General features: G+C 60.4%; 18 protein-coding genes. 13 read left to right on the top strand and 5 right to left on the bottom strand.

Translation table 11 applies throughout. The features are described from left to right. The 4 genes from I9185_RS07515 to I9185_RS07530 all read left to right on the top strand — a co-directional run bounded on the left by I9185_RS07515 (position 1) and on the right by I9185_RS07530 (position 4,201). A complete protein-coding gene (locus I9185_RS07515) occupies positions 1–1,548 on the top strand; it encodes a trimethylamine methyltransferase family protein (protein WP_210092687.1) in 1,548 nt (515 codons plus the stop codon). Positions 1,549–1,620: 72 nt separating this feature from the next. Continuing rightward, the gene (locus I9185_RS07520) at positions 1,621–2,724 is read left to right on the top strand and encodes a mandelate racemase/muconate lactonizing enzyme family protein (RefSeq protein WP_210092688.1); all 1,104 of its coding nucleotides are present in this window, start codon (positions 1,621–1,623) and stop codon (positions 2,722–2,724) included. Positions 2,725–2,738: 14 nt separating this feature from the next. Further along, complete coding sequence (locus I9185_RS07525) at positions 2,739–3,470, top strand: SDR family oxidoreductase (protein WP_210092689.1); 732 nt, start codon at positions 2,739–2,741, stop codon at positions 3,468–3,470. Further along, positions 3,467–4,201 (top strand): SDR family oxidoreductase, encoded by a 735-nt coding sequence (locus I9185_RS07530; RefSeq protein WP_210092690.1) that lies wholly within the window; start codon positions 3,467–3,469, stop codon positions 4,199–4,201. Before I9185_RS07525 ends, I9185_RS07530 begins: the two co-directional genes overlap by 4 nt. Positions 4,202–4,211: 10 nt before the next feature. Here I9185_RS07530 and I9185_RS07535 read toward each other — a convergent pair whose 3' ends face one another. The 4 genes from I9185_RS07535 to I9185_RS07550 are packed head-to-tail and all read right to left on the bottom strand — an operon-like array spanning position 4,212 to position 8,686. Next, the gene (locus I9185_RS07535; RefSeq protein ID WP_210092691.1) at positions 4,212–5,552 is read right to left on the bottom strand and encodes an FAD-binding oxidoreductase; all 1,341 of its coding nucleotides are present in this window, start codon (positions 5,550–5,552) and stop codon (positions 4,212–4,214) included. Continuing rightward, entirely contained in the window at positions 5,549–7,045 is a 1,497-nt protein-coding gene (locus I9185_RS07540) for an aldehyde dehydrogenase (RefSeq protein ID WP_210092692.1), read from the bottom strand. Before I9185_RS07540 ends, I9185_RS07535 begins: the two co-directional genes overlap by 4 nt. A gap of 5 nt (positions 7,046–7,050) precedes the next feature. Continuing rightward, entirely contained in the window at positions 7,051–7,968 is a 918-nt protein-coding gene (locus I9185_RS07545) for a dihydrodipicolinate synthase family protein (RefSeq protein WP_210092693.1), read from the bottom strand. Positions 7,969–7,975: 7 nt separating this feature from the next. Beyond that, positions 7,976–8,686: a GntR family transcriptional regulator gene (locus I9185_RS07550; RefSeq protein ID WP_210092694.1), complete on the bottom strand. Its 711-nt coding sequence runs from the start codon at positions 8,684–8,686 to the stop codon at positions 7,976–7,978. A gap of 168 nt (positions 8,687–8,854) precedes the next feature. Between I9185_RS07550 and I9185_RS07555 the strand changes: the two genes are divergently transcribed. Next, complete coding sequence (locus tag I9185_RS07555; RefSeq protein WP_210092695.1) at positions 8,855–9,805, top strand: GlxA family transcriptional regulator; 951 nt, start codon at positions 8,855–8,857, stop codon at positions 9,803–9,805. 471 nt (positions 9,806–10,276) lie between these two features. Here I9185_RS07555 and I9185_RS07560 read toward each other — a convergent pair whose 3' ends face one another. After that, on the bottom strand, positions 10,277–10,834 hold the full coding sequence (locus tag I9185_RS07560; protein WP_209832354.1) for a DUF2796 domain-containing protein: 558 nt from the start codon (positions 10,832–10,834) through the stop codon (positions 10,277–10,279). Positions 10,835–11,083: 249 nt separating this feature from the next. Between I9185_RS07560 and I9185_RS07565 the strand changes: the two genes are divergently transcribed. The 8 genes from I9185_RS07565 (at position 11,084) to I9185_RS07600 (ending at position 20,018) form a co-directional block, all read left to right on the top strand. Next, the gene (locus I9185_RS07565; RefSeq protein WP_210092696.1) at positions 11,084–12,355 is read left to right on the top strand and encodes an imelysin family protein; all 1,272 of its coding nucleotides are present in this window, start codon (positions 11,084–11,086) and stop codon (positions 12,353–12,355) included. A gap of 86 nt (positions 12,356–12,441) precedes the next feature. Beyond that, entirely contained in the window at positions 12,442–12,735 is a 294-nt protein-coding gene (locus I9185_RS07570; protein ID WP_171722804.1) for a (2Fe-2S)-binding protein, read from the top strand. Next, entirely contained in the window at positions 12,683–13,168 is a 486-nt protein-coding gene (gene bfr / locus I9185_RS07575) for a bacterioferritin (RefSeq protein ID WP_170346155.1), read from the top strand. The genes I9185_RS07570 and bfr overlap by 53 nt, the downstream gene beginning before the upstream one ends. Then, positions 13,128–14,675 (top strand): di-heme oxidoredictase family protein, encoded by a 1,548-nt coding sequence (locus tag I9185_RS07580; RefSeq protein WP_210092697.1) that lies wholly within the window; start codon positions 13,128–13,130, stop codon positions 14,673–14,675. The genes bfr and I9185_RS07580 overlap by 41 nt, the downstream gene beginning before the upstream one ends. Before the next feature lie 3 nt (positions 14,676–14,678). Next, on the top strand, positions 14,679–15,689 hold the full coding sequence (locus I9185_RS07585) for an imelysin family protein (RefSeq protein WP_210092698.1): 1,011 nt from the start codon (positions 14,679–14,681) through the stop codon (positions 15,687–15,689). A 3-nt stretch (positions 15,690–15,692) separates the two neighbouring features. Continuing rightward, entirely contained in the window at positions 15,693–16,778 is a 1,086-nt protein-coding gene (locus I9185_RS07590; RefSeq protein ID WP_210092699.1) for a DUF1513 domain-containing protein, read from the top strand. Positions 16,779–16,879: 101 nt separating this feature from the next. Beyond that, positions 16,880–18,769 carry a biosynthetic arginine decarboxylase gene (speA, locus tag I9185_RS07595; RefSeq protein ID WP_210092700.1) on the top strand — a complete coding sequence of 630 codons (1,890 nt, stop codon included), beginning with the start codon at positions 16,880–16,882 and terminating at the stop codon, positions 18,767–18,769. A 25-nt stretch (positions 18,770–18,794) separates the two neighbouring features. Next, on the top strand, positions 18,795–20,018 hold the full coding sequence (locus I9185_RS07600) for a saccharopine dehydrogenase family protein (RefSeq protein WP_210092701.1): 1,224 nt from the start codon (positions 18,795–18,797) through the stop codon (positions 20,016–20,018). The last annotated feature ends 40 nt before the right edge of the window (positions 20,019–20,058 follow it).

The following is a 20,058-nucleotide window of genomic DNA, read 5'->3' on the forward strand; positions in this document are numbered from 1 at the left end:
TTGACCACTCGCACTGTCACGCGTTCCGGCGGACGTTCTGCCCGCCGAGCCCAACGCACCGCTCCAAATTTCGACATGCTGCCGGGCCTGACCCGAGGCATCCCGCTGTGCGAGGTCATGGACGCAACCCAGGTTGAGCGCATCGACAATGCGGCGATGGACATTCTGGAAAATGTCGGCGTTCAGTTCCGCGACCCCATCGCGCTGGAAGACTGGAAAAAAGCCGGGGCCAAGGTTGACGGCGAACTGGTCTATCTGGACCGAAATATGGTGCGCGAGCTGATCTCGACCATTCCGGCGCAGTTCACCTATCACGCGCGCGATCCGCAAAAGAACCTTGCACTGGGTGGCAAGCACGCGATCTTCGTGCCAATGACCGGGGCCCCTTTCCTGCGCGATCTGGATGACGTGCGCCGGAACCCGACGCTGGATGATCTGGCGATGTTCCACAAGCTGTCGCACATGATGCCGGCGCTGCACAGCTCGGCCCATCACATTGTCGAGCCCTACGACCACCCGATCAGCCAGCGGCACCTGCGCATCACCTATTCGTCGATGAAGTACTCAGACAAGACCTTCATGGGCATGACCACCTCGCCCAGGAATGCCGAGGATGTGATGGATATGTGCGATATCCTGTTCGGCGAAGGGTTCATTGACGATCATCCGGTCACCACCGGCAACTGCAACGGCAACAGCCCACTGGTGTGGGACGAAACCATGCTGGGTGCGATGCGGGCCTTCTGCCGCCGCAATCAGCCGGTTCTGTGCTCGCCCTTTGTTCTGGGTGGCGCGAACACCCCGGCATCGGTGCCCGCGACCGTGGCGCAGCTGACCGCCGAGGCGCTTTCGGCGCTGGCCTATACGCAGGTGATCCGCAAGGGCTGCCCGGCGATCTGGGGACATTACCTGTCGACCGTTTCGATGAAATCCGGCGCGCCGATGGCCGGCACGCCCGAAATCAGCCTGATGAACTTCATGATCGGCCAGATGGCGCGCTTCTACGACGTACCGTGGCGCACTTCGAACACTCTGGGTGGGGCCAAGACCTTTGATGCACAGGCCGGGTACGAATCCGCCACGACGCTCAGCGCGGTCATTCACGCCGGGGCCAATTATATCTGGCATTCGGCAGGCTGGAACGAGGCGGGCATGCACTGTTCGGTCGCCAAGTTTATCGTCGACGCCGAACAATGCGCGATGGCTTACCGGATGGCGGAAGGCCCAATGTGGCACGATTTCGACCAGGCCCTGGCAGCGGTTCCCGATGTGGGGCCCGGCGGGCATTATCTGGGTCATCCGCACACGCAGGACAACTTTCAGACCGCGTTCTTCATGCCGGAACTGTTCGACAACAACTCGATCGAGCAATGGGTGGCCGAGGGGGAGGTGGAAATCACCGAACGCGCCCTGAAACGTGCGCGGAAACTATTGGCCGAATATGAAGAACCAAAGCTGGACGAGGCCAAGAACGAGGCCCTTGTGGACTATATCGCGCGTCGCGAAAGGGAAATCCCGGCGGCGGACGAGTTGAACCAAACATACTGATCCACACTCCCCGTACTTGCCCACCCGTCATCCGGGTGGGCCCTTTTTTCCACTCAAGACACGTAAACCAAGATGAAGATCGCCGAACTGCACATCTACAGCCACGACCTGCAAGTCAAAAACGGGCCCTATACGATGGCCAATGCCGAGGTCTGGGCGCTCGATACCACGCTGGTCAAAATCGTGTCGGACAACGGTCTGACCGGCTGGGGCGAGACCTGCCCGGTTGGCCCGACCTATGCCGAGGCGCACGCCGCCGGGGCGCGCGCCGCTCTGGTCGAAATGGCCCCGGGCCTGATCGGAACAGAGGTCCTGCCTCTGGCCTTGCATCGCCGGATGGATGGGCTGTTGAACGGTCATGGTTATGCCAAGGCCGCCATCGACATTGCGGCGCACGACCTGCTTGGCAAACACTTGGGTGTTCCGGTTTCCGATTTGCTGGGCGGAGCGGTCTCGGAAAAGGTGCCGTCCTATTATGCCACGGGCGTCGGTGCACCCGACGACATTGCGAAACTGGCTGCCGAGAAAATGGCCGAAGGCTACCCGCGTCTGCAAATCAAGGTCGGAGGCCGCCCGGTCGAGATCGACATCGAAACCATCCGAAAGGTTTGGGACGTGGTCAAGGGATCGGGTATGCGTCTGGCCGTCGACGGCAACCGGGGCTGGACCACACGAGACGCCCTGCGGGTCAGCCGCGAATGCCCCGAAATCCCCTTCATCATGGAACAGCCCTGCAACACAATCGAAGATCTCAGGAAGATCCGGCCTCAGGTCACGCATGGCATCTATATGGATGAAAACAGCACCAGCCTGAACACCGTGGTCTCGGCGGCGGGCACCGGTCTGGTCGACGGGTTCGGCATGAAGGTCACCCGCATCGGTGGCTTGCACCCGATGCGCGCCTTCCGTGATATCTGCGAGGCGCGCAACCTGCCCCATACCTGCGATGACAGCTGGGGCGGGGACATCATCGCCGCTGCATGCACCCATATCGGTGCAACCGTTCGGCCCGACCTGCTGGAAGGCGTCTGGCTGGCTGCGCCATATATCGAAGGCAACTACGATCCCGAAAACGGCATCCGGGTCGACGCCGGGCATATCGCGCTGCCAACCGGGCCGGGGCTGGGCGTGGTTCCTGATGAAAGCCTGCTCGGCACACCTGTCGCATCGTTCTAAAAGTGGATGACGTCATGAACCTGAAAGGAAAATCGGCTCTGGTCACTGGCGCGGCTGGCGGCATCGGGGCGTCAATCGTTCAACGCCTGCGCAATGCCGGGGCGCGGGTCGCAGTCGCCGACCGGGCTGTCGATGCCATCGAGGCCGAGGCACATCTGCCCGGTGATCTGCTTGTTCCCGAATATGCAGACCAGCTGCCCGGCGCAGCCGCGTCCGCATTGGGCGGGCTTGACATCGTGATCAACAATGCGGGCGTCATCACGCGCGGGTCGGTCACGGATACGTCTGATGCGAATTGGTCTCTGTCATTGGGTGTCAATGTCGAAGCACCGTTCCGCATTTGTCGTGCGGCAATTCCGATCATGGCGGACGCTGGCGGCGGGGCCATCGTCAACACCTCGTCCTGCTGGGGGCTGCGCCCCGGCCCCAATCATGCGGTCTATTGCATGACCAAGGCGGCCATCGCGTCCCTGACCCAGTGCATGGGCATGGATCACGCCCATCAGGGTATCCGCATCAACGCGGTATGCCCGAATGAGGTGAATACCCCGATGCTGCGATCAGGCTTTGAAAAGCGGGGCTTTGACCCCGATACAGCCGTGGCCGAACTGGGCCGGACCGTGCCGCTGGGCCGGATCGCCGAGCCCGAGGACATCGCCGACGTCATCATGTTCCTGGTCTCGGACGCGTCGCGCTATGTTTGCGGCACGCTCGTCGAGGTCAATGGAGGGAAACCGGTATCATGAAGCGGTTCGACGGAAAGGTGGCACTGGTCACCGGCGCGAGCAGCGGCATCGGCAAGGCCATTGCCCGGCGTTTGCACGACGAAGGCGCACTTGTCTTCACCGCCCAACGTGGTCAGGACACCGAATTCCAAGGCATTGCTGCAGATTTCACCCTTCCCGATAGCCCGGCAAAGGTGGTCAACGAAGTGATTGCGAAAGCCGGGCGTCTGGACGTGTTGATCAACAACGCCGGCATGATGCAGGAAGCCTCGGTCGAAGGAATGAGCCTTGAGGACTGGCACCGCAACCTGACGGTGAACCTGACCGCCCCGTTCCTGATGATCAAGGCCGCGCTGCCGCATCTGCGCCAGACCAAGGGCGCCATCGTCAACACCGGATCCATAGAAGGCCTGGGCAGCAATCCCGGTCACGCTGCCTATTGCGCATCAAAGGCAGGGTTGCACGGCCTGACCCGCGCCGTTGCCGTGGATCACGGGGGCGAAGGTATCCGCTGCAACGCCGTCGCGCCCGGTTGGATCGATACCGAGTTGAACGAGGATTTCATCGAATCCATGCCCGACCCGCCCGCATTCCGTCGCGACATCGCCAAGATCCACCCGGTGGCCCGAACAGGGCGGTCTGAAGAAGTTGCCGCGCTCGTCGCGTTTCTGGCGTCCGGGGATGCGGGTTTCATCACCGGGCAGGTCTTTACGATAGATGGTGGGCGTATGGCCAAGCTGAGCTTGCCCTGATGCCCACGCGTCATTCCTTGCCGGACCGCCATTCTTTCCAGATCAGATAGCTGTTCGCCCCAAGCGAGGCGAATGGCTCGGGCGGCAATCGCGGAAGATCCGGCTGCCCCAGAAAGTGATCCGCGATCTCTGATCCGCCTTGCAGCGCCAGTTCCGCGATGCCCATGCCTTGCAGGGTGCCGCGGGCGATGCCCAGGCCGTTCTGGCAGCAGGCCGAGAACACGCCATCCGCCACTTCGCCGAACGCCGCAGACCCATTGCGGCTGAGGCACAGCATCCCGGCCCAGCGATGCTCCATCCGTACATCGGGCAGATGCGGAAAGCGTTCACGGAACTTCCGGTCATGCACCCAGCCGGCATTGCGCAACCGCATCCGGGTGGTTTCTATCGTCGGGTGAAAACTGGACCCGGTGCGGATCAGGATGCGATCCCCATAGCTGCCCGAAATGCGCCGGACCGAGGTGCCCATCGGATCCGCCGGGGTCACCGACCAGCGCGGTTGCCCGCCCAGTGTCTTGATCTGCGCCTCGGTCAGCGGCGCCGTGATCGAAGCGTAGAGGCAGATATGCATCAATTGCCGTTGGTAGAATCCGAAGCTTTCCAGATGGCCATTGTTGGCCAGAACGATCCGCCCGGTGCTGACTTTGGCCCTGGCGGTGTTGACCACCCAACCTGCGCCCTGCTTTTCAAAGCTGGTGACTGGCGCGTTCTCGAATACGTTGATTTGGCCAGCCAGTTGACCCGACAGCGCCCGTACATAGGCTGCGGGCTGGATCATCACCGTCCCCGGCGCAAACAGCCCCGAAACATAATGCGGGCTGCCCGTGATCTCTTGCATCTGCTTTTGGTCATACAGCGTGTGCGGCTCACCCAGTTTGGTCAGATGCTCGGCGAAGGCGCGGTTATGGGCGTCTCCTGCCCGTGTGGCGGCTGCATTGTATTTTCCGCAAGGGTCGAACATTTCCTGCGGCAGGTCGCAATCGGCGGCGACCTCGGTCGCGAAAGCGATGGCCTTGCGGTTCAGGGCAATGGCGGCGCGATCCGCTTCCAGCACATCGCCTGCGTAATTGTCCGAGGCCAGATCATGCGGCAGGTCGATCATGAACCCCGAGTTCCGCCCCGCCGAACCATCGGCAAATCGGCCCGCTTCCAGCACGGCGATCTTCAGCGAAGGGTCCAGTTGGTGCAATCGCCGCGCCGCCGTCAGCCCGGCAAACCCTCCGCCGACAATGGTGATGTCGGCGGTCAGGTCCTGTTCGAGCTCTGGCAGAGGGTCCTGGGGCGGCAGGATGGCATTCCATCCCGCCGGACCGGTCTGCCGCGGCAGTCTTTTGGCCTCGTATCGTGTCAATCCACAGCCTCGTCGGCGTCGTCTGCAAGATCGATCCAGATGGTTTTCAGCTGGGTGTACTGATCATGCGCATGGATCGAGTTGTCGCGCCCGCCAAAGCCCGATTGCTTGTAGCCGCCAAACGGCGTGGTGATGTCGCCTTCGCCAAAGCTGTTGACGGTCACGGTGCCCGCCCGGATCGCCCGCGCACCACGAATGGCCCGTTTGGCGTTGGCGGTAAAGATCGAGGCACACAAGCCATAGTCGGTGTCATTGGCGATCTTGATGGCCTCGTCAAAGCCCGACACTTCGATCACCGACAGGACCGGGCCGAAGATCTCCTCTCGGGCAAGCACGGCGTCATTGCCCGGCACTTCGACGACGGTCGCCTCGACAAAGCCTTTATCGGCCTTGCCGCCGATCACCACGTTTTCAACCTGATCGAGATATCCGCAGACCTTGTTGTAATGCCCTTCGCTGACCAGCGCGCCCATGCGGGTTTCAGGATCCAGCGGGTCGCCGATGTTCCACTGTTTGGCGTGATGCGCGATGCGGTCCAGCAGTTCGGCTTTCACGTCTTTGTGCACGATCAGGCGCGACGAGGCAGAGCAGTTCTCGCCCATGTTCCAGAACGCACCGTTCACCACATGCGCCGCCACCCGGTCTAGGTTTTCGGCGTCATCCATGACGATGGCAGGGTTCTTGCCGCCCATCTCAAGCACCACTTCCTTGGCGTTGCTTTCCGCCGAATAGGTCAGGAACCGTTTGCCCGTCACCGTCGAGCCGGTGAAGGACACCATGTCGATATCCATGTGCCGCCCGATGGGTTCGCCCACGTCGGCACCGCCACCCGGTACGATGTTCAGCACGCCGCGGGGAAGGCCAGCCTCCATCGCCAGTTCGGCCATACGCAGCGCGGTCAGTGTGGTTTCAGCCGCGGGTTTCACAACCACTGAACATCCCGCCGCCAGTGCCGGGCCGATCTTCCACGCCAGCATCAGCAGGGGGAAGTTCCACGGCAGTACCAGCCCCACGACGCCGATCGGCTCACGCACGACCATGGCGATATGGTCGTCGCTGGCAGGTGCGACCTGATCGTAGATCTTGTCGATCGCCTCGGCATGCCATTTCAGACAGTGGATGGTTTCGGGCACGTCCACGGTTTCGCAGTCATAGATGGTCTTGCCACTGTCGAGGCTTTCCATCACCGCCAGTTCGCGGGCATTGCGGGTCATCAGCTTGGCCAGCCGGATCAGCACGCCCTTGCGCTCGGACGGGTGCAGTTTCGACCAGCGGCCATCGTCGAAGGCCTCGCGCGCTTTTTCGACTGCAAAATCCACATCCGCCGCACCGCAGGATGCGATATTGGCAAGCTTGTCGCCGGTGGCCGGGTTTACGGTTGCAAACGTCTCACCCGAGATCGCCGGGCGGAATGCGCCGTCGATGAACGCCCCGGTCGGCAGGTTCAGGCCTGCGGCGATGGATTGGTATTCGTCCTGTGTTAGCAGATCCATGTCTCTTACCCTTCCGCCACGATGTCGGCGATTGTCTTTTTCAGCACGCGCGTGACCTGTTCCAGCGCGCGTTTGTCGTCCTTGTTCAAGCCCTTCAACGGAGGCCGCATAGCGCCCGCATCGATCCCGTTCATGGTCACGCCATGCTTGATGGTCTGGATGAACTTGCCACCCTGTTCCAGCACCCGCATCAGCGGCATCATCGCAGACATGATCCGGCGGCCTTTGTTGAAATTCCCTTCGACCACGCAGGCCTGATACAGAGCCACATGTTCGGCAGGCAGGAAGTTGGACCCGCCGCACACCCAGAACGGCGCACCCCAGGCAAAGAATTCGAGCGCCTGATCATCCATGCCGCAGCCAAGCTGGATATGCGGATAGTCGCGGGCCAGCAAATGCACCCGGTTGATATCGCCCGAGCTTTCCTTGATGCCGCAGAAATTCCGGCTGCGGCCCACACGGTCAAGGAACTCTTCGCCCATCATCGTACCGGTGCGGTGCGGGTAGTTGTACAGCATAACAGGCAGATCAGCGGCCTTGTCGATAGCCAGCGCATTCAGCGCGTTTTCCCGATCAGTCGGCACCGAATACGGCGGGCTGGCCAGCAGGATCGCATCGGCGCCGATCTCACGCGCGCCAGATGCCAAGGCAATCGAATCCGGCGTCAGCATCGCGCCTGTGCCAACCACCAATGGCAACCGACCCTTCAACTGCTCATGCGTGAACCGGGCCAGTTCGACACGTTCGTGGACGGTCTGGGCATAGTTCTCACCGGTCGAGCCCCCCGAGATCAGGCCATGCACGCCGTTTTCGACCAGGTATTCGATCACGTCGGACAGCGTGTCCCAATTCACGCTGCCATCGTCGTGATAGGGCGTGACCACAGGGGTATAAATCCCCTCAAACTTGAAAATCGGGTTCATTCCGTCCTCATGCAGGTTTCGAAAGGGGCGGGATTCCCATCGGGACATCCAGCGCGTCAGGCATCACGAACATCTCGATCTGATCGCGTGACAGGTTCCAGTGATCTTCGGCCAGCTGCGCAGCAGCTGCCTCGTCGCGCGCCTCGATGGCGGCGATGATGGCGTCGTGCTGGCGGCTTGCTTCGGACAGGTTCTCGGACATCTCAGCCGTCTGAGGCCGGTAAAACGTCATGCCGATCCGGGCGTGATCGATCAACAGCCGGTTGAACGACGGCAGCAGGTAGACATTTCCGGACATTTCGCCGGTCACGTCATGAAAGCGGTTGTTGGCCAAGGCTCGGTCCTCGCCGGACCCGGACCGAAGGGCCGCCTTGAACGCCTGCTGGGCCTCTTTCAAATCATTGATCTGGGCGTTCGACGCATTCAAAGCCGCCAAACGCAGGATCGCTCCGTATACCATGGGCGCGGCAAGGAAGAAGTCGCGCAGTGTGGTGTAGGACATCTCGGAAACCCGGGCGCTGCGGTTTGCCCGCAGATCCAGATAGCCTTCGCCAGCCAATTGTCGAAACACCTCGCGCAGCGGCGTGCGCGACAAGCCGAATTCCTCGGACAAGTGCGCTTCGTCCAGATCGGCGCCTGGGCGCAGGCGCAGCGTGAGGATGGACACTTTCAGGTGCTCTTTCAGCGCGCTTTTACGAGACTTGGCTTCGTCTTTCATGCTTTGGCCTCATCCTTCTGTTCGGCGAACGCGGTCGAATCGCGTGCGGTCACAGTTTTGTATTCTAAAAAAATACAACTTGTATACAATGAAAATTCGTGCAGCATGGGAGCCTGCGAAATAGACTCATGTTCTGGGCTTTGTCCCAGCTTGCAAACGGTACTGCTCATGCCTCAGACGCGGCACATCACTTTCGTCCTTGTCGAGGAGTTCTCGCACCTTGCGTTTTCATGCGCAGTCGAACCCTTGCGGATCGCCAATCTTGTGAGCGGCGATGAACTGTACCGCTGGTCCTTTGTGTCCGAACAAGGCGAGCAAGCCGTGTGCTCGAACGGATCCATCACGCTGGTGCATTCCGGCCTTCAGGGCCTGGCCAAATGTGATCAGCTGTTTGTCTTGTCGGGCATTCACATGCGTGACCACGTCACCCGCCCCCTGCTTGCAACCCTTCGCCGCGAACGCGCGCGCGGCACGAAAATCGGTGCCCTGTGCTCAGGGGCATGGGTGCTGGCCGAGGCTGGCTTTCTCGACGGAATGCAAGCGGCAATCCACTGGGAATATCACGACGCGTTCATGGAGGCCTTTCCCGAGGTCAACCTGGTACGCAGCGTGTTCGTAGCCGATGAAAAGCACATTACCGCATCTGGCGGAACGGCAACGGCGGATCTGATGCTGCACCTGATCGAACGCGATCACGGTGAAGAACTGGCCATCGATGTGGCGGATCAGATGGTCTATAACGCGGTACGCAATGCCACAGCTAAACAACGGGTTTCCCTGCAATCACGCAACGGAATGCGCAATGCGCACCTCGCCAAGGCGATCACCATCATGCAGGACAGTATCGAAACCCCGGTTTCCCCCTCGTTCATTGCAGAAGAGCTTGGCATTTCAACCCGACAGCTTGAGCGGCTGTTTGGAAAATACCTCAACACGTCGCCCAAGAAATACTTCATGGAAATGCGGCTGGAGCGCGCCCAGAAATTGTTGCTTCAGACCGAAGCATCCGTCACCGAGGTTGCCGTGGCCTGTGGCTTTGAAAACCCGGGCCATTTTTCGCGCGTCTACCGATCAAGCTTTGGCGTCACCCCGCACGCGCAACGCAACAAGATCGACTGACATTGTGTGGTAGTGGGTTTGCCGCAATCGAAACGGCAGGGGATGCCGCGCTTTTTCGGCCCATGACGGGCCTGAACGGGCATCCCCCTAACCCTGCCGAGATACCCCCTCATTAAAACCGGACTAGTCAACAGATCGGCAGGATGATGTACCAATAGATTTGGATATTGGCATAAGTTTTGCGAGAACTTGTCATACATGCGATTCTTGTGCCCTTATTCGTTAATCTTTGCCTCAATTGGAGACTTTGATTCAGCGAAGTCCGGCAACCTCAAAGGCCATAACCACTTGTGAAAAATATAAATTACAGGTTTCGTCCTTGCTGCATTCAAAGATCGCACCGGGGAGCAATCTGCTTCGATCTGAGGTGTTCGTTTTCTGCCCGGCACCCCAAGGATGGACGGGGCAATCTTGGCTCGACAGATTCGGCTGCGTGCCTGAAACCGCCCAACAGGCGCTCAAGCGCCATTTCTAACGGATTTGCGTCATATCCAGCCTGGGCGCGGCGCGCGTGATTTCATGGGCGCTGGTCGCCGCGCCTGATCCGACGCGAACGTTCAGCTTCTCTGTCCCGTTGAACCGCTGGAAATACGCAAATTCCATCGTGGTCAGCGCATCCATATCCTGACATTGAACAACGTAGTCAGCCTGAAATTCCGAATGTTCGCCCGTTGCGAATGACGTGCCCCCCTCGCCCGCGTTGTCCTGCTGCCCCGGAATATCATGCGTCAGGATCACGTTTGCAGATGCGGTAAAACACACGGCGTCGGGCGGGACGACAAACAGATCCAGTGGTTTGGACAGTTCGGAAATCGCGATGGCGACACGCGTACGCTCGTCATCACTTGCCACCGGGGTCTCGAACCCAATGATGTCAATGCTTGGAACCCTGAGCGACAGCGTAAATTCCGTGTCCGTAAACACGATTTCCAATTGACCGGACCCATGTTGATGGGTGGGCGTGATCTGCGTCGCCTGAGCGGCAAGAGCTGCCGGAAAAAGAGACAACGCCAGAACAGAGCACTTCATTAACCAAAAACCGCCTTTAACAGAATCACAACAGTGATTTTACCGCGAATCACCTGCCACGCAACGTTAACCCTCGGATCGGAGCTCGCCAGATTTGGGGAGGAGCGTGGGATTCAACCATCACCACCTATATCCGACAATAAAACTCAGGTTGACATTGCCGACTAAATCACTCAGTTATTTCTTCGCAAAACCCGCGGGGCATCCCCGCGCGATCCGACAGTTCTGACAGGAAAGCATCGAACTCCTATGACCAAGTTATTCACCACTGCCAGCGCCCTGACATTTTGCATGGCAACCGCCGCGATCTCGGGTGATGCCCCCAGCAAGGCAGATGTACTGAACACCTATGCCAATATTGCGGAAGCCAAATTTGAGGACAGCCTGATTTCAGCCAGGAAATTGCAGGATGCGGTCAACGCGCTGATCGCCGATCCCTCGAACGCAACGTTGAACGCGGCGCGCGCGGCCTGGGTTGCTGCGCGTGTCCCCTATCAGCAGACGGAAGTCTATCGCTTCGGCAATGCCATCGTTGATGACTGGGAAGGCAAGGTGAACGCCTGGCCCTTGGACGAAGGGCTGATCGACTATGTCGACGTGGCCTACGGCGGCGCGACGGACGAAAACGAATTTGCCGTGCTGAACGTCATCGCCAACCCCAGTTTCCAACTGTCGGGCGAGACCATTGATGCCAGCGAAATCACCCCCGAACTGCTGAGCGACACCTTGCACGAAGCCGATGGTATCGAGGCGAATGTGGCAACCGGCTATCACGCCATCGAGTTCCTTCTGTGGGGTCAGGACATGAACGGCCATGGCGCCGGTGCCGGCAACCGCCCAGCGACTGATTATGCGCAGGGCGAGGACTGTACCGGCGGCCATTGCGACCGTCGCGCGCAATATCTGAGCGCTGCGACCGAACTGCTGGTCAGCGATCTGGCCTGGATGGCGGATCAGTGGAAAGACGGCGGAGCGGCGCGCGCAGCCCTTGTCGAGAACGAAGCAGCAGGGATCGGCGCGATCCTGACCGGCATGGGCTCTCTCTCGTATGGCGAGCAAGCCGGCGAACGGATGCGCCTTGGCCTGATGCTGAACGATCCCGAAGAAGAACATGACTGCTTTTCGGACAACACCCACAACAGCCATTACTATGACGGGTTGGGCATCCAGAACGTCTATCTGGGCAGCTATACCCGCATTGATGGCACCCCGGTTTCGGGCGCATCTCTGGCCGATCTGGTCATCGCCACCGATCCGGCGCTGGATACCGAGATGAAAGCGAAACTGGCCGCCACCATGCAGGCCCTGGGCAAGATCAAGACAACGGCCGAGGCGGGATTTGCCTATGACCAGATGCTTGAGCGCGGTAACGAAGGCGGTGAGGCCCTGATCATGGGCGGCGTCAACGGCCTGATCGATCAGACCAAAACGATCGAGCGCATCGTAACCGCGCTGGAGCTGGACGGGGTTGCGTTTGAAGGGTCAGACAGCCTGGATAACCCGGACGCCGTCTTCCATTAATCTTCAAGCGGGCCGGAGAGGGTTTCTTTCCGGCCCGAGCAACCCTTTCTGATCGTCTGTCAAGGCGGCGAAACGAGCCAAGACCAATGATTGTCTGCCACTGCACCAACATATCCGATCACGACATCCGTGCCGCCATCGACTGGATGCGCACGGCGGATCCGCGGACCATCATCACCCCCGGCAAGATCTACCATGCCCTTGGCAAATCGGCGGATTGTGGCGGGTGCATGCCGCTGTTCCTAGACACAATGCGGGCCAGCGGTAATCTGGAAGTCCCCATGCAACTCCGCACTTTGCGTGCCGGAGCAACACAGGAGAAGGCTGATGAAAGGCGATCCGAAGGTCATCGAATATCTGAACAAGTCTCTGCGGCATGAGCTGACTGCCGTCAGTCAATACTGGCTGCATTACCGCCTGCAAGAAGACTGGGGCCTTGGCCATATGGCCAAGAAAAGCCGCGAGGAAAGCATCGAAGAGATGGGCCACGCGGACAAGCTGATCGAACGGATCATCTTTTTGGAAGGTCACCCCAACCTTCAGAAACTGGACCCGTTGCGGATCGGTCAGACGCCGAAGGAAACGCTGGAATGCGACCTGGCGGCCGAGATCGACGCCAGGGCACTTTACAAGGAAGCGCGCGAGTATTGTCGGGAGGCCGGCGACTTTGTCTCCATGTCGCTGTTCGAACAGTTGATGTCCGATGAAGAGGGACATATCGACTTCCTCGAAACGCAGCTCGACCTGTATGAAAGGATCGGCGAAGCCAATTATGCGCAACTCAACGCATCGAAAATGGACGAAGGCGAATAGTCTTTTTGCCCTGTCAGTGGCCGCCCTGGCGGCCACCCCCTCCTTGGCAGCCGAGCTGCGGGACCTGCATCTGAAATTCACCCCCCGCACCGACGAGGAACGCGCCCGCATTGCCGCCGTGACGGCACCCCCGCAGGATTTTGGCGTGTCGCAGCCGTTCGAAGAACTCTCGGCCGGGGCGGCAACTGTCCGGGTCCGCAACGACGCGGATGCGTTCTCGCAACCCTCGGGCAATCTGAGCTTCGAGCAGGAGCTGGATTTCAAGGTCGGCAACGGGTTGTTCAAGAAAATCTGGGTGTCGTCACCATCATCCACATTGGCCTCTGACGGGTTGGGGCCGCTGTACAACGCGCGATCCTGCCAGCGTTGCCATATAAAGGATGGGCGGGGGCACACACCCAACGGCCCTGATGACAACGCGGTCTCAATGTTCCTTCGGGTCTCGATCCCCGGCGCGCCGGAAGACGGGTATGCCGAGATCGAGGATTACATCGCCACCCGGCCCGACCCCAACTATGGCGGGCAGATGCAGGATTTCGCGCTTGCGGGGCATCCGGCGGAATATCGGCTGGATATCTCTTACGAAGAAGTCCCTGTTGAACTCTCTGACGGCGAGACCGCGTCACTGCGCCGCCCGACTTACAGGGCCGCTGATCTGGGCTATGGCCCGCTGCACCCGGATGCAATGCTGAGCCCGCGGGTCGCACCACAGATGATCGGGCTTGGCCTGCTCGAGTCGATCCCGGTCGAAGACCTTCTGGCCAAGGCTGATCCCGACGACGTGGATGGGGATGGCATCTCGGGCCGTCCGAACATCGTCTGGTCTGTTGAATACGGCGCCCCGATGATGGGCCGGTTCGGGCACAAGGCAGGCATGCCGACGGTGATGGAGCAATCCGCCGCAGCCTTTGCCGGGGATATCGGTATTTCAAGCCCGCTTTACCCGGCACCTCAGGGGGACTGCACGGACTTGCAGGTGAACTGCGTCGAGGCCCCGCATGGCGACACCGATACCCGCGAGTTCGAGATCGATCAGCAGGGCATGGACCTGGTGGATTTCTACAGCCGCAATCTGGGCGTGCCCGGCCGCCGTGATGTCGACGACCCCGAGGTGTTGCGCGGCAAAGAGGTGTTTCACACGACCGGCTGCGCATCCTGTCATGCTCCGGCCCATGTCACCCACCGGTTGGAAGATCGGCCCGAGCACAGTTTTCAGCTGATCTGGCCTTACACGGATCTGCTGCTGCATGACATGGGCGAAGGTCTGGCGGATCACCGCCCCGAGGCCCGCGCGACGGGGCGCGAATGGCGGACGCCGCCTTTGTGGGGTGTTGGTCTGACCGAACGCGTCTCGGGCTACACGCAGTTTCTGCATGACGGGCGGGCACGCAATCTGCTCGAGGCGATCCTGTGGCACGGCGGCGAAGCCCAGGCCGCGCGCGATGCGGTTGTGTCGATGCCGAAAACTGACCGCGACGCCCTGATCCGTTTTCTGGAGAGCCTCTGACTCATGCGTATTCTTACAATTATTGCCGCGTTGATGATGCCGCTTGCCGCACAGGCGCAGGACCGCGCACCGATCCTGATGGACGTTGCCGAGACACATATACTGCCCAGGTTCGACAAGCTGCCGGAAACGACCGGGGCTCTGGTCAGTGCATCGCGGGTGGATTGCGATCCGACCTCACCTGCGTTGCGCGCGGCTTATGATGCGGCCTTCGACAGCTGGATTTCCGCCAGTCACCTGCGGTTCGGTCCGACCGAGGTCGATGATCGTGCATTTGCCATGGCGTTCTGGCCCGACACGAAAGGGTTCACCACCAAAGCCCTGTCCCAGCATATCGCAACCGAGGATGACGCCGTGCAAGACCCCGAAGCCTATGCCGAGACATCCATAGCCGGGCGCGGGTTCTTTGCGCTGGAACGAATGCTGTTCGATCCCGCCTTTGCAGAGCAGGGCAATGCGGATTACCGCTGCGCGCTGATTCAGGCGATCGCGGCGGACATTGATGCCAACGCACGGGCGATGGCCGATGACTGGCAAAGCTATGCCCCCAGCCTGACCCGGCCCGGCGAGAACGGCCGCTACCGAACGCAGGACGAAGCGATGCAGGAACTGTTCAAGGCGTTGTCCACGGGTCTTGAATTCACGGCCGACACTCGGCTTGGTCGCCCGTTGGGCACGTTCGACCGCCCGCGTCCGAACCGCGCCGAAGCGTGGCGGTCGAAACGATCCTTGCGCCATGTCGAGCTTTTGCTGATGGCCCTTCGTGATCTTGCATCGCGATTGGCCTTTGATCATCCCGATATCGCCGCGGATCTGGATGCTGCTTTTGCGCGCGCCATTGAGAATGCGCAGGCCATTGACGACCCGGCGCTGGCCGGCGTTGCGGATCCGCAGGCCCGGTTCCGTATCGAGGCCCTGCAACAGTCCATCCACGATATTCGCGCAATTGCTTCGACTGAACTTGGCCCGACGCTGGGCGTCAGCGCAGGCTTCAATTCTCTGGACGGAGACTGATCCGTGACATCGCGCCGCCGTTTCCTTGCAGGGCTTGCTGCAACCTCTCTTCCTCCGATCCATGGATGGGCCTCGGTGGGCACGCCGGAGTTTCTGGCCGCAGCGCTGTTTCCGGATGGTTCGTATCGACTGGCCGGGCTGGATGCACAGGGAACCCTTCTGTTTTCCGTGCCCCTGCCCGCGCGCGGGCATGCGGCGGCGGCACATCCGGTCAAAGCACAGGCCGTCGCCTTTGCGCGCCGTCCGGGCACCTTTGCCGTGGTGATTGATTGCGTGACGGGATCACCGATCGCGCGGCTGACGGCGCCGGAAGGCCGGCATTTCTATGGTCACGGTACTTTTTCAGCCGACGGCGCGATTTTCTTTGCCACCGAAAACGATTACGAGGCCGGAAAAGGTATCATAGGCGTCTGGAACGCTGAAACCTTTGCGCGCTTGGGCGAATTCCCGTCCGGCGGCGTCGGGCCGCATGACATGCGGTTGATGCCGGGTGGGAAAACGCTTGTGATTGCCAATGGCGGTATCGAAACTCATCCCGAAACCGGGCGCACGAAGCTGAACCTGCCGACGATGAAGCCCAACCTGACCTACCTTTCCCTGTCGGGCCTGGTTCAGGAACAGGTTTCGTTGACGCCTGCGCCCCACAAGAACTCGATCCGCCATCTGGCGGTCCGTCGCGACGGGCTGGTGGGCTTTGCGATGCAGTGGCAGGGCAGCAAGGCCGAACATCCGCCCTTGCTGGGCCTGCACCGTCAGGGGGAAACCCCGCACCTTCTGTCAGCGCCTGAGCAGGATCAGAGCACGCTGCGAGGCTATGCCGGCAGCATCGCGTTTTCGGCGGATGGTGCAACCGTTGCCATCACCTGTCCGCGCGGCAATGCGCTGCATCGGTTCGACGTGGCCAGTGGCACATTCAGCGATGCGTTCGAGGTTGAGGATGTCTGCGGGCTTGGATCGGGCCCGAACGGCTTGGTTTTCACCACCGGAACCGGTGTGTTCGGCGCGTTGGCCACTGCGCACCCCGAGATCCGGACCCGCGCGAAGTGCCAGTGGGACAATCATCTGGTCCGGATCACCCCACCGGCATGAAACTCGGATTTTTCCGTCACATAGTTTAGGCTTGGAAGAATCAAAAAGCTGCCGTATTGGCGGGCGCGAAACTGGCACCCCTACGTTAAGGACCGACTTGATTGAAACAGACGCCCGACGCACCGCATTCCATCTACGGAGTTGAGAAATGGGGCAAAGGCCTCATCGAGGTGACGGAGCAGGGCGAGATCGGTCTGCGCAATCCCTTGGCTCCCGATGTTGGCGCGATCAGCCTGCCAGGTATTCTCAGCGATCTGAACGACCGAGGCATCAAGGCCCCGATGGTTCTGCGCGTCTCTTCCTATCTGGAACACGAGATCGCACATCTGAACGAAAGCTTCCGCGAAGCCATCGCCCGCGTCGGCTATAGGGGCAGCTATCGCGGTGTGTTCCCGATCAAGGTGAACCAGCAGGCCCAGGTCGTCGACCGGATCGTCGAATTCGGCAAGAAGTACAACTATGGGCTCGAGGCCGGGTCCAAACCCGAACTGGTGATCGCGCTGGCACATCGGCTGGCCAGCGAAGCGCTGATCGTCTGCAACGGCGTCAAGGATGCCGAATTCATCCAGCTGGCCATCCTGTCCCGCAAGATCGGGTTCAACACGGTGATCGTTCTTGAAAGCCCGAAAGAGGCTGACACGGTGATCGAAGTATACAAAGAGCTGGGCATTGAACCCCTGATTGGCGTGCGGGTCAAGCTGACCAACCAGATCAGCGGCAAATGGGAAGAAAGCTCGGGCGACCGGTCCGCCTTTGGTATGAACACCGATCAACTGGTGGCCACGGTGGACAAGCTGCGCGACGCGGGCCTTCTGCATTGCCTGAAGTTGCAGCATTCGCATCTGGGCTCTCAGGTGCAGGACGTCAACGACGTGCGCCGCGCGGTGGGCGAGGCCTGCCGCTATTACACCGAACTGACGCGCGAGGGCGTGCCGCTGACCCATCTGGACCTCGGCGGTGGTATGGGGGTGGACTATACCGGTGAAAAGAAGGCGGCTGAAAACTCGATCAACTACACGGTCGAGGAATACTGCGCTAATGTGGTGGAAACCGTGGCCTATGCCATGGACGAGGCCGAGATGGACCACCCGACGCTGGTTACCGAAAGCGGCCGCGCGGTGGTGGCGACGTCGTCGATGCTGGTGTTCAACGTGCTGGAAAGCACGCTCTATGATGCGCCCAACGGCCCCGAGGTTGAAGCCGACGATCACCACATGGTTTCAGACCTTGCCGCGGTGCACGGCTATCTCAGCAAAGACCGTCTTCAGGAATGCTGGAACGACGCCACCTTCTATCGCAACGAATTGCGCGCCCTGTTCCGCCGTGGATATGTAGACCTGCGCCAGATGGCCCGGGCCGAACGGATCTACCTGTCGCTGATGGCCCGCCTCAAGGCGCTGGCGGCCAGTGACGATCTGGAAACCGACGTGGACGACCAGCTTGAGAAAGTGGCCGATATCTACCACTGCAACTTTTCTCTGTTTCAGTCCTTGCCGGACGTCTGGGCCATTGACCAGCTGCATCCCATCGTGCCCTTGCAGGGCCTGAACCAGACACCCGACCGCCGGGCAGTCCTGTCCGACATCACTTGCGACAGCGACGGCAAGATCGACCGGTTCATCCTGGCCGACGGTGTTTCACCCAGTCTGCCGGTGCATACCCTGCCCGAAGATGATGAATATTTCATGGGCGTCTTTTTCGTCGGCGCCTATCAGGAAACGCTGGGCGATCTACACAATCTCTTTGGCGACACCAACGTCGTCACCATCGACCTGCGCGCTGACGGAGGGTTCGACCTACTGCACGAACAAGAGGGCGACACGATCAGCCAGGTGCTGTCCTATGTCGAATTCGACCCCACCGACTGCGTCGCCGCCTTCCGCAAAATGGTGGACGAGGCGATCTCGACCGGTACTCTGAAAGCCAAGGACCGCAAAACCCTGATGAGCGCCTATCGCGACTCGATCAACGGCTACACCTACTACGAATAACCCCCTGTGAGAGGAGATTACCCCCATGGGTTCACTTAGTGGCAAAACACTGGTTGTCGGCGCGGGCGGCGTATCCCACGCCGCCGTGCACAAGATGGCGATGAATTCGGACATCTTCACCGAAATCACACTGGCCAGCCGGACCAAGTCGAAATGCGACGCCATCGCCAAATCGGTGAAAGAGCGCGTGGGCGTTGACATCGCCACCGCCGAGCTTGACGCCTACAAGGTCGAAGACACGGTCAAGCTGATCAAGGAAACCGGTGCCGAGATCCTGGTGAACCTGGCCCTGCCCTATCAGGACCTGGTGTTGATGGACGCCTGCCTCGAGGCCGGGTGCCACTATCTCGACACTGCGAACTACGAGCCCGAGGATGAGGCCAAGTTCGAATATCACTGGCAATGGGCCTATCAGGACAAGTTCAAACAGGCTGGCCTGACCGCCATCCTCGGCTCGGGTTTCGATCCGGGCGTGACATCCGTCTTCGCCAAGTGGCTCAAGAAACACAAGCTGGACACGATCCGCCAGATCGACGTGCTCGACGCCAATGGCGGCAGCAACGACCAAGAATTCGCCACCAACTTCAACCCCGAGATCAACCTGCGCGAAGTGCTGGCCGAAGTGCGCCACTGGGAAGGTGGCGAGTGGAAACACTCCCCCGCCATGACCCACAAGGTCGAGTTCGACTTCCCCGCCATCGGCCCCAAGAACATGTACCTAATGTATCACGAAGAACTGGAGTCGCTCTCGACCCACTTCCCCGAGATCGAACGCGCGCGTTTCTGGATGACCTTCGGCGACGCCTACATCACCCATGCCAAAGTGCTGGAAAATGTCGGTATGACCCGCATCGATCCGGTGATGCATGACGGCAAGGAAATCATCCCGATCCAGTTCCTGAAAACCCTGCTGCCCGATCCCGGTGATCTGGGGGCGGAAACCAAGGGCAAGGCCTGCATCGGCGACATCGCCACGGGTCAGGCCAAGGACGGCTCGGGCGAGAAAACCTATTACATCTACAACATCTGCGATCACGAGGAATGCTACCGCGAGGTCGGCAGCCAGGCCGTCAGCTACACCACCGGCGTCCCCGCCATGATCGGCGCGGCACAGGTGCTGAAAGGCAACTGGCGCGAACCGGGCGTGTGGAACATGGAACAGCTCGACCCGGATGACTTCATGGACATGCTCAACACCCACGGCCTTCCCTGGCAGGTCCACGAACTCGACGGCCCCGTCGACTTCTGATCCCTCGGGGCGGTCCGCGCGACCGCCCTGCTTCATCTGG

It is taken from the genome of Ruegeria sp. HKCCSP346 (assembly GCF_017872595.1).
Classification (GTDB): Bacteria; Pseudomonadota; Alphaproteobacteria; order Rhodobacterales; family Rhodobacteraceae; genus Ruegeria.

What these genes read in the sequence shown, in the direction of transcription:
- I9185_RS07530 (WP_210092690.1), top strand. Translation starts at nt 3,467, where the DNA reads ATGAAGCGGTTCGACGGAAAGGTGGCACTGGTCACCGGCGCGAGCAGC.
- I9185_RS07560 (WP_209832354.1), bottom strand. Translation starts at nt 10,834, where the DNA reads ATGAAGTGCTCTGTTCTGGCGTTGTCTCTTTTTCCGGCAGCTCTTGCC.
- I9185_RS07520 (WP_210092688.1), top strand. Translation starts at nt 1,621, where the DNA reads ATGAAGATCGCCGAACTGCACATCTACAGCCACGACCTGCAAGTCAAA.
- I9185_RS07555 (WP_210092695.1), top strand. Translation starts at nt 8,855, where the DNA reads ATGCCTCAGACGCGGCACATCACTTTCGTCCTTGTCGAGGAGTTCTCG.
- I9185_RS07585 (WP_210092698.1), top strand. Translation starts at nt 14,679, where the DNA reads ATGCGTATTCTTACAATTATTGCCGCGTTGATGATGCCGCTTGCCGCA.
- I9185_RS07570 (WP_171722804.1), top strand. Translation starts at nt 12,442, where the DNA reads ATGATTGTCTGCCACTGCACCAACATATCCGATCACGACATCCGTGCC.
- I9185_RS07600 (WP_210092701.1), top strand. Translation starts at nt 18,795, where the DNA reads ATGGGTTCACTTAGTGGCAAAACACTGGTTGTCGGCGCGGGCGGCGTA.
- I9185_RS07525 (WP_210092689.1), top strand. Translation starts at nt 2,739, where the DNA reads ATGAACCTGAAAGGAAAATCGGCTCTGGTCACTGGCGCGGCTGGCGGC.
- I9185_RS07545 (WP_210092693.1), bottom strand. Translation starts at nt 7,968, where the DNA reads ATGAACCCGATTTTCAAGTTTGAGGGGATTTATACCCCTGTGGTCACG.
- I9185_RS07550 (WP_210092694.1), bottom strand. Translation starts at nt 8,686, where the DNA reads ATGAAAGACGAAGCCAAGTCTCGTAAAAGCGCGCTGAAAGAGCACCTG.
- I9185_RS07565 (WP_210092696.1), top strand. Translation starts at nt 11,084, where the DNA reads ATGACCAAGTTATTCACCACTGCCAGCGCCCTGACATTTTGCATGGCA.
- I9185_RS07540 (WP_210092692.1), bottom strand. Translation starts at nt 7,045, where the DNA reads ATGGATCTGCTAACACAGGACGAATACCAATCCATCGCCGCAGGCCTG.
- bfr (WP_170346155.1), top strand. Translation starts at nt 12,683, where the DNA reads ATGAAAGGCGATCCGAAGGTCATCGAATATCTGAACAAGTCTCTGCGG.
- I9185_RS07580 (WP_210092697.1), top strand. Translation starts at nt 13,128, where the DNA reads ATGCGCAACTCAACGCATCGAAAATGGACGAAGGCGAATAGTCTTTTT.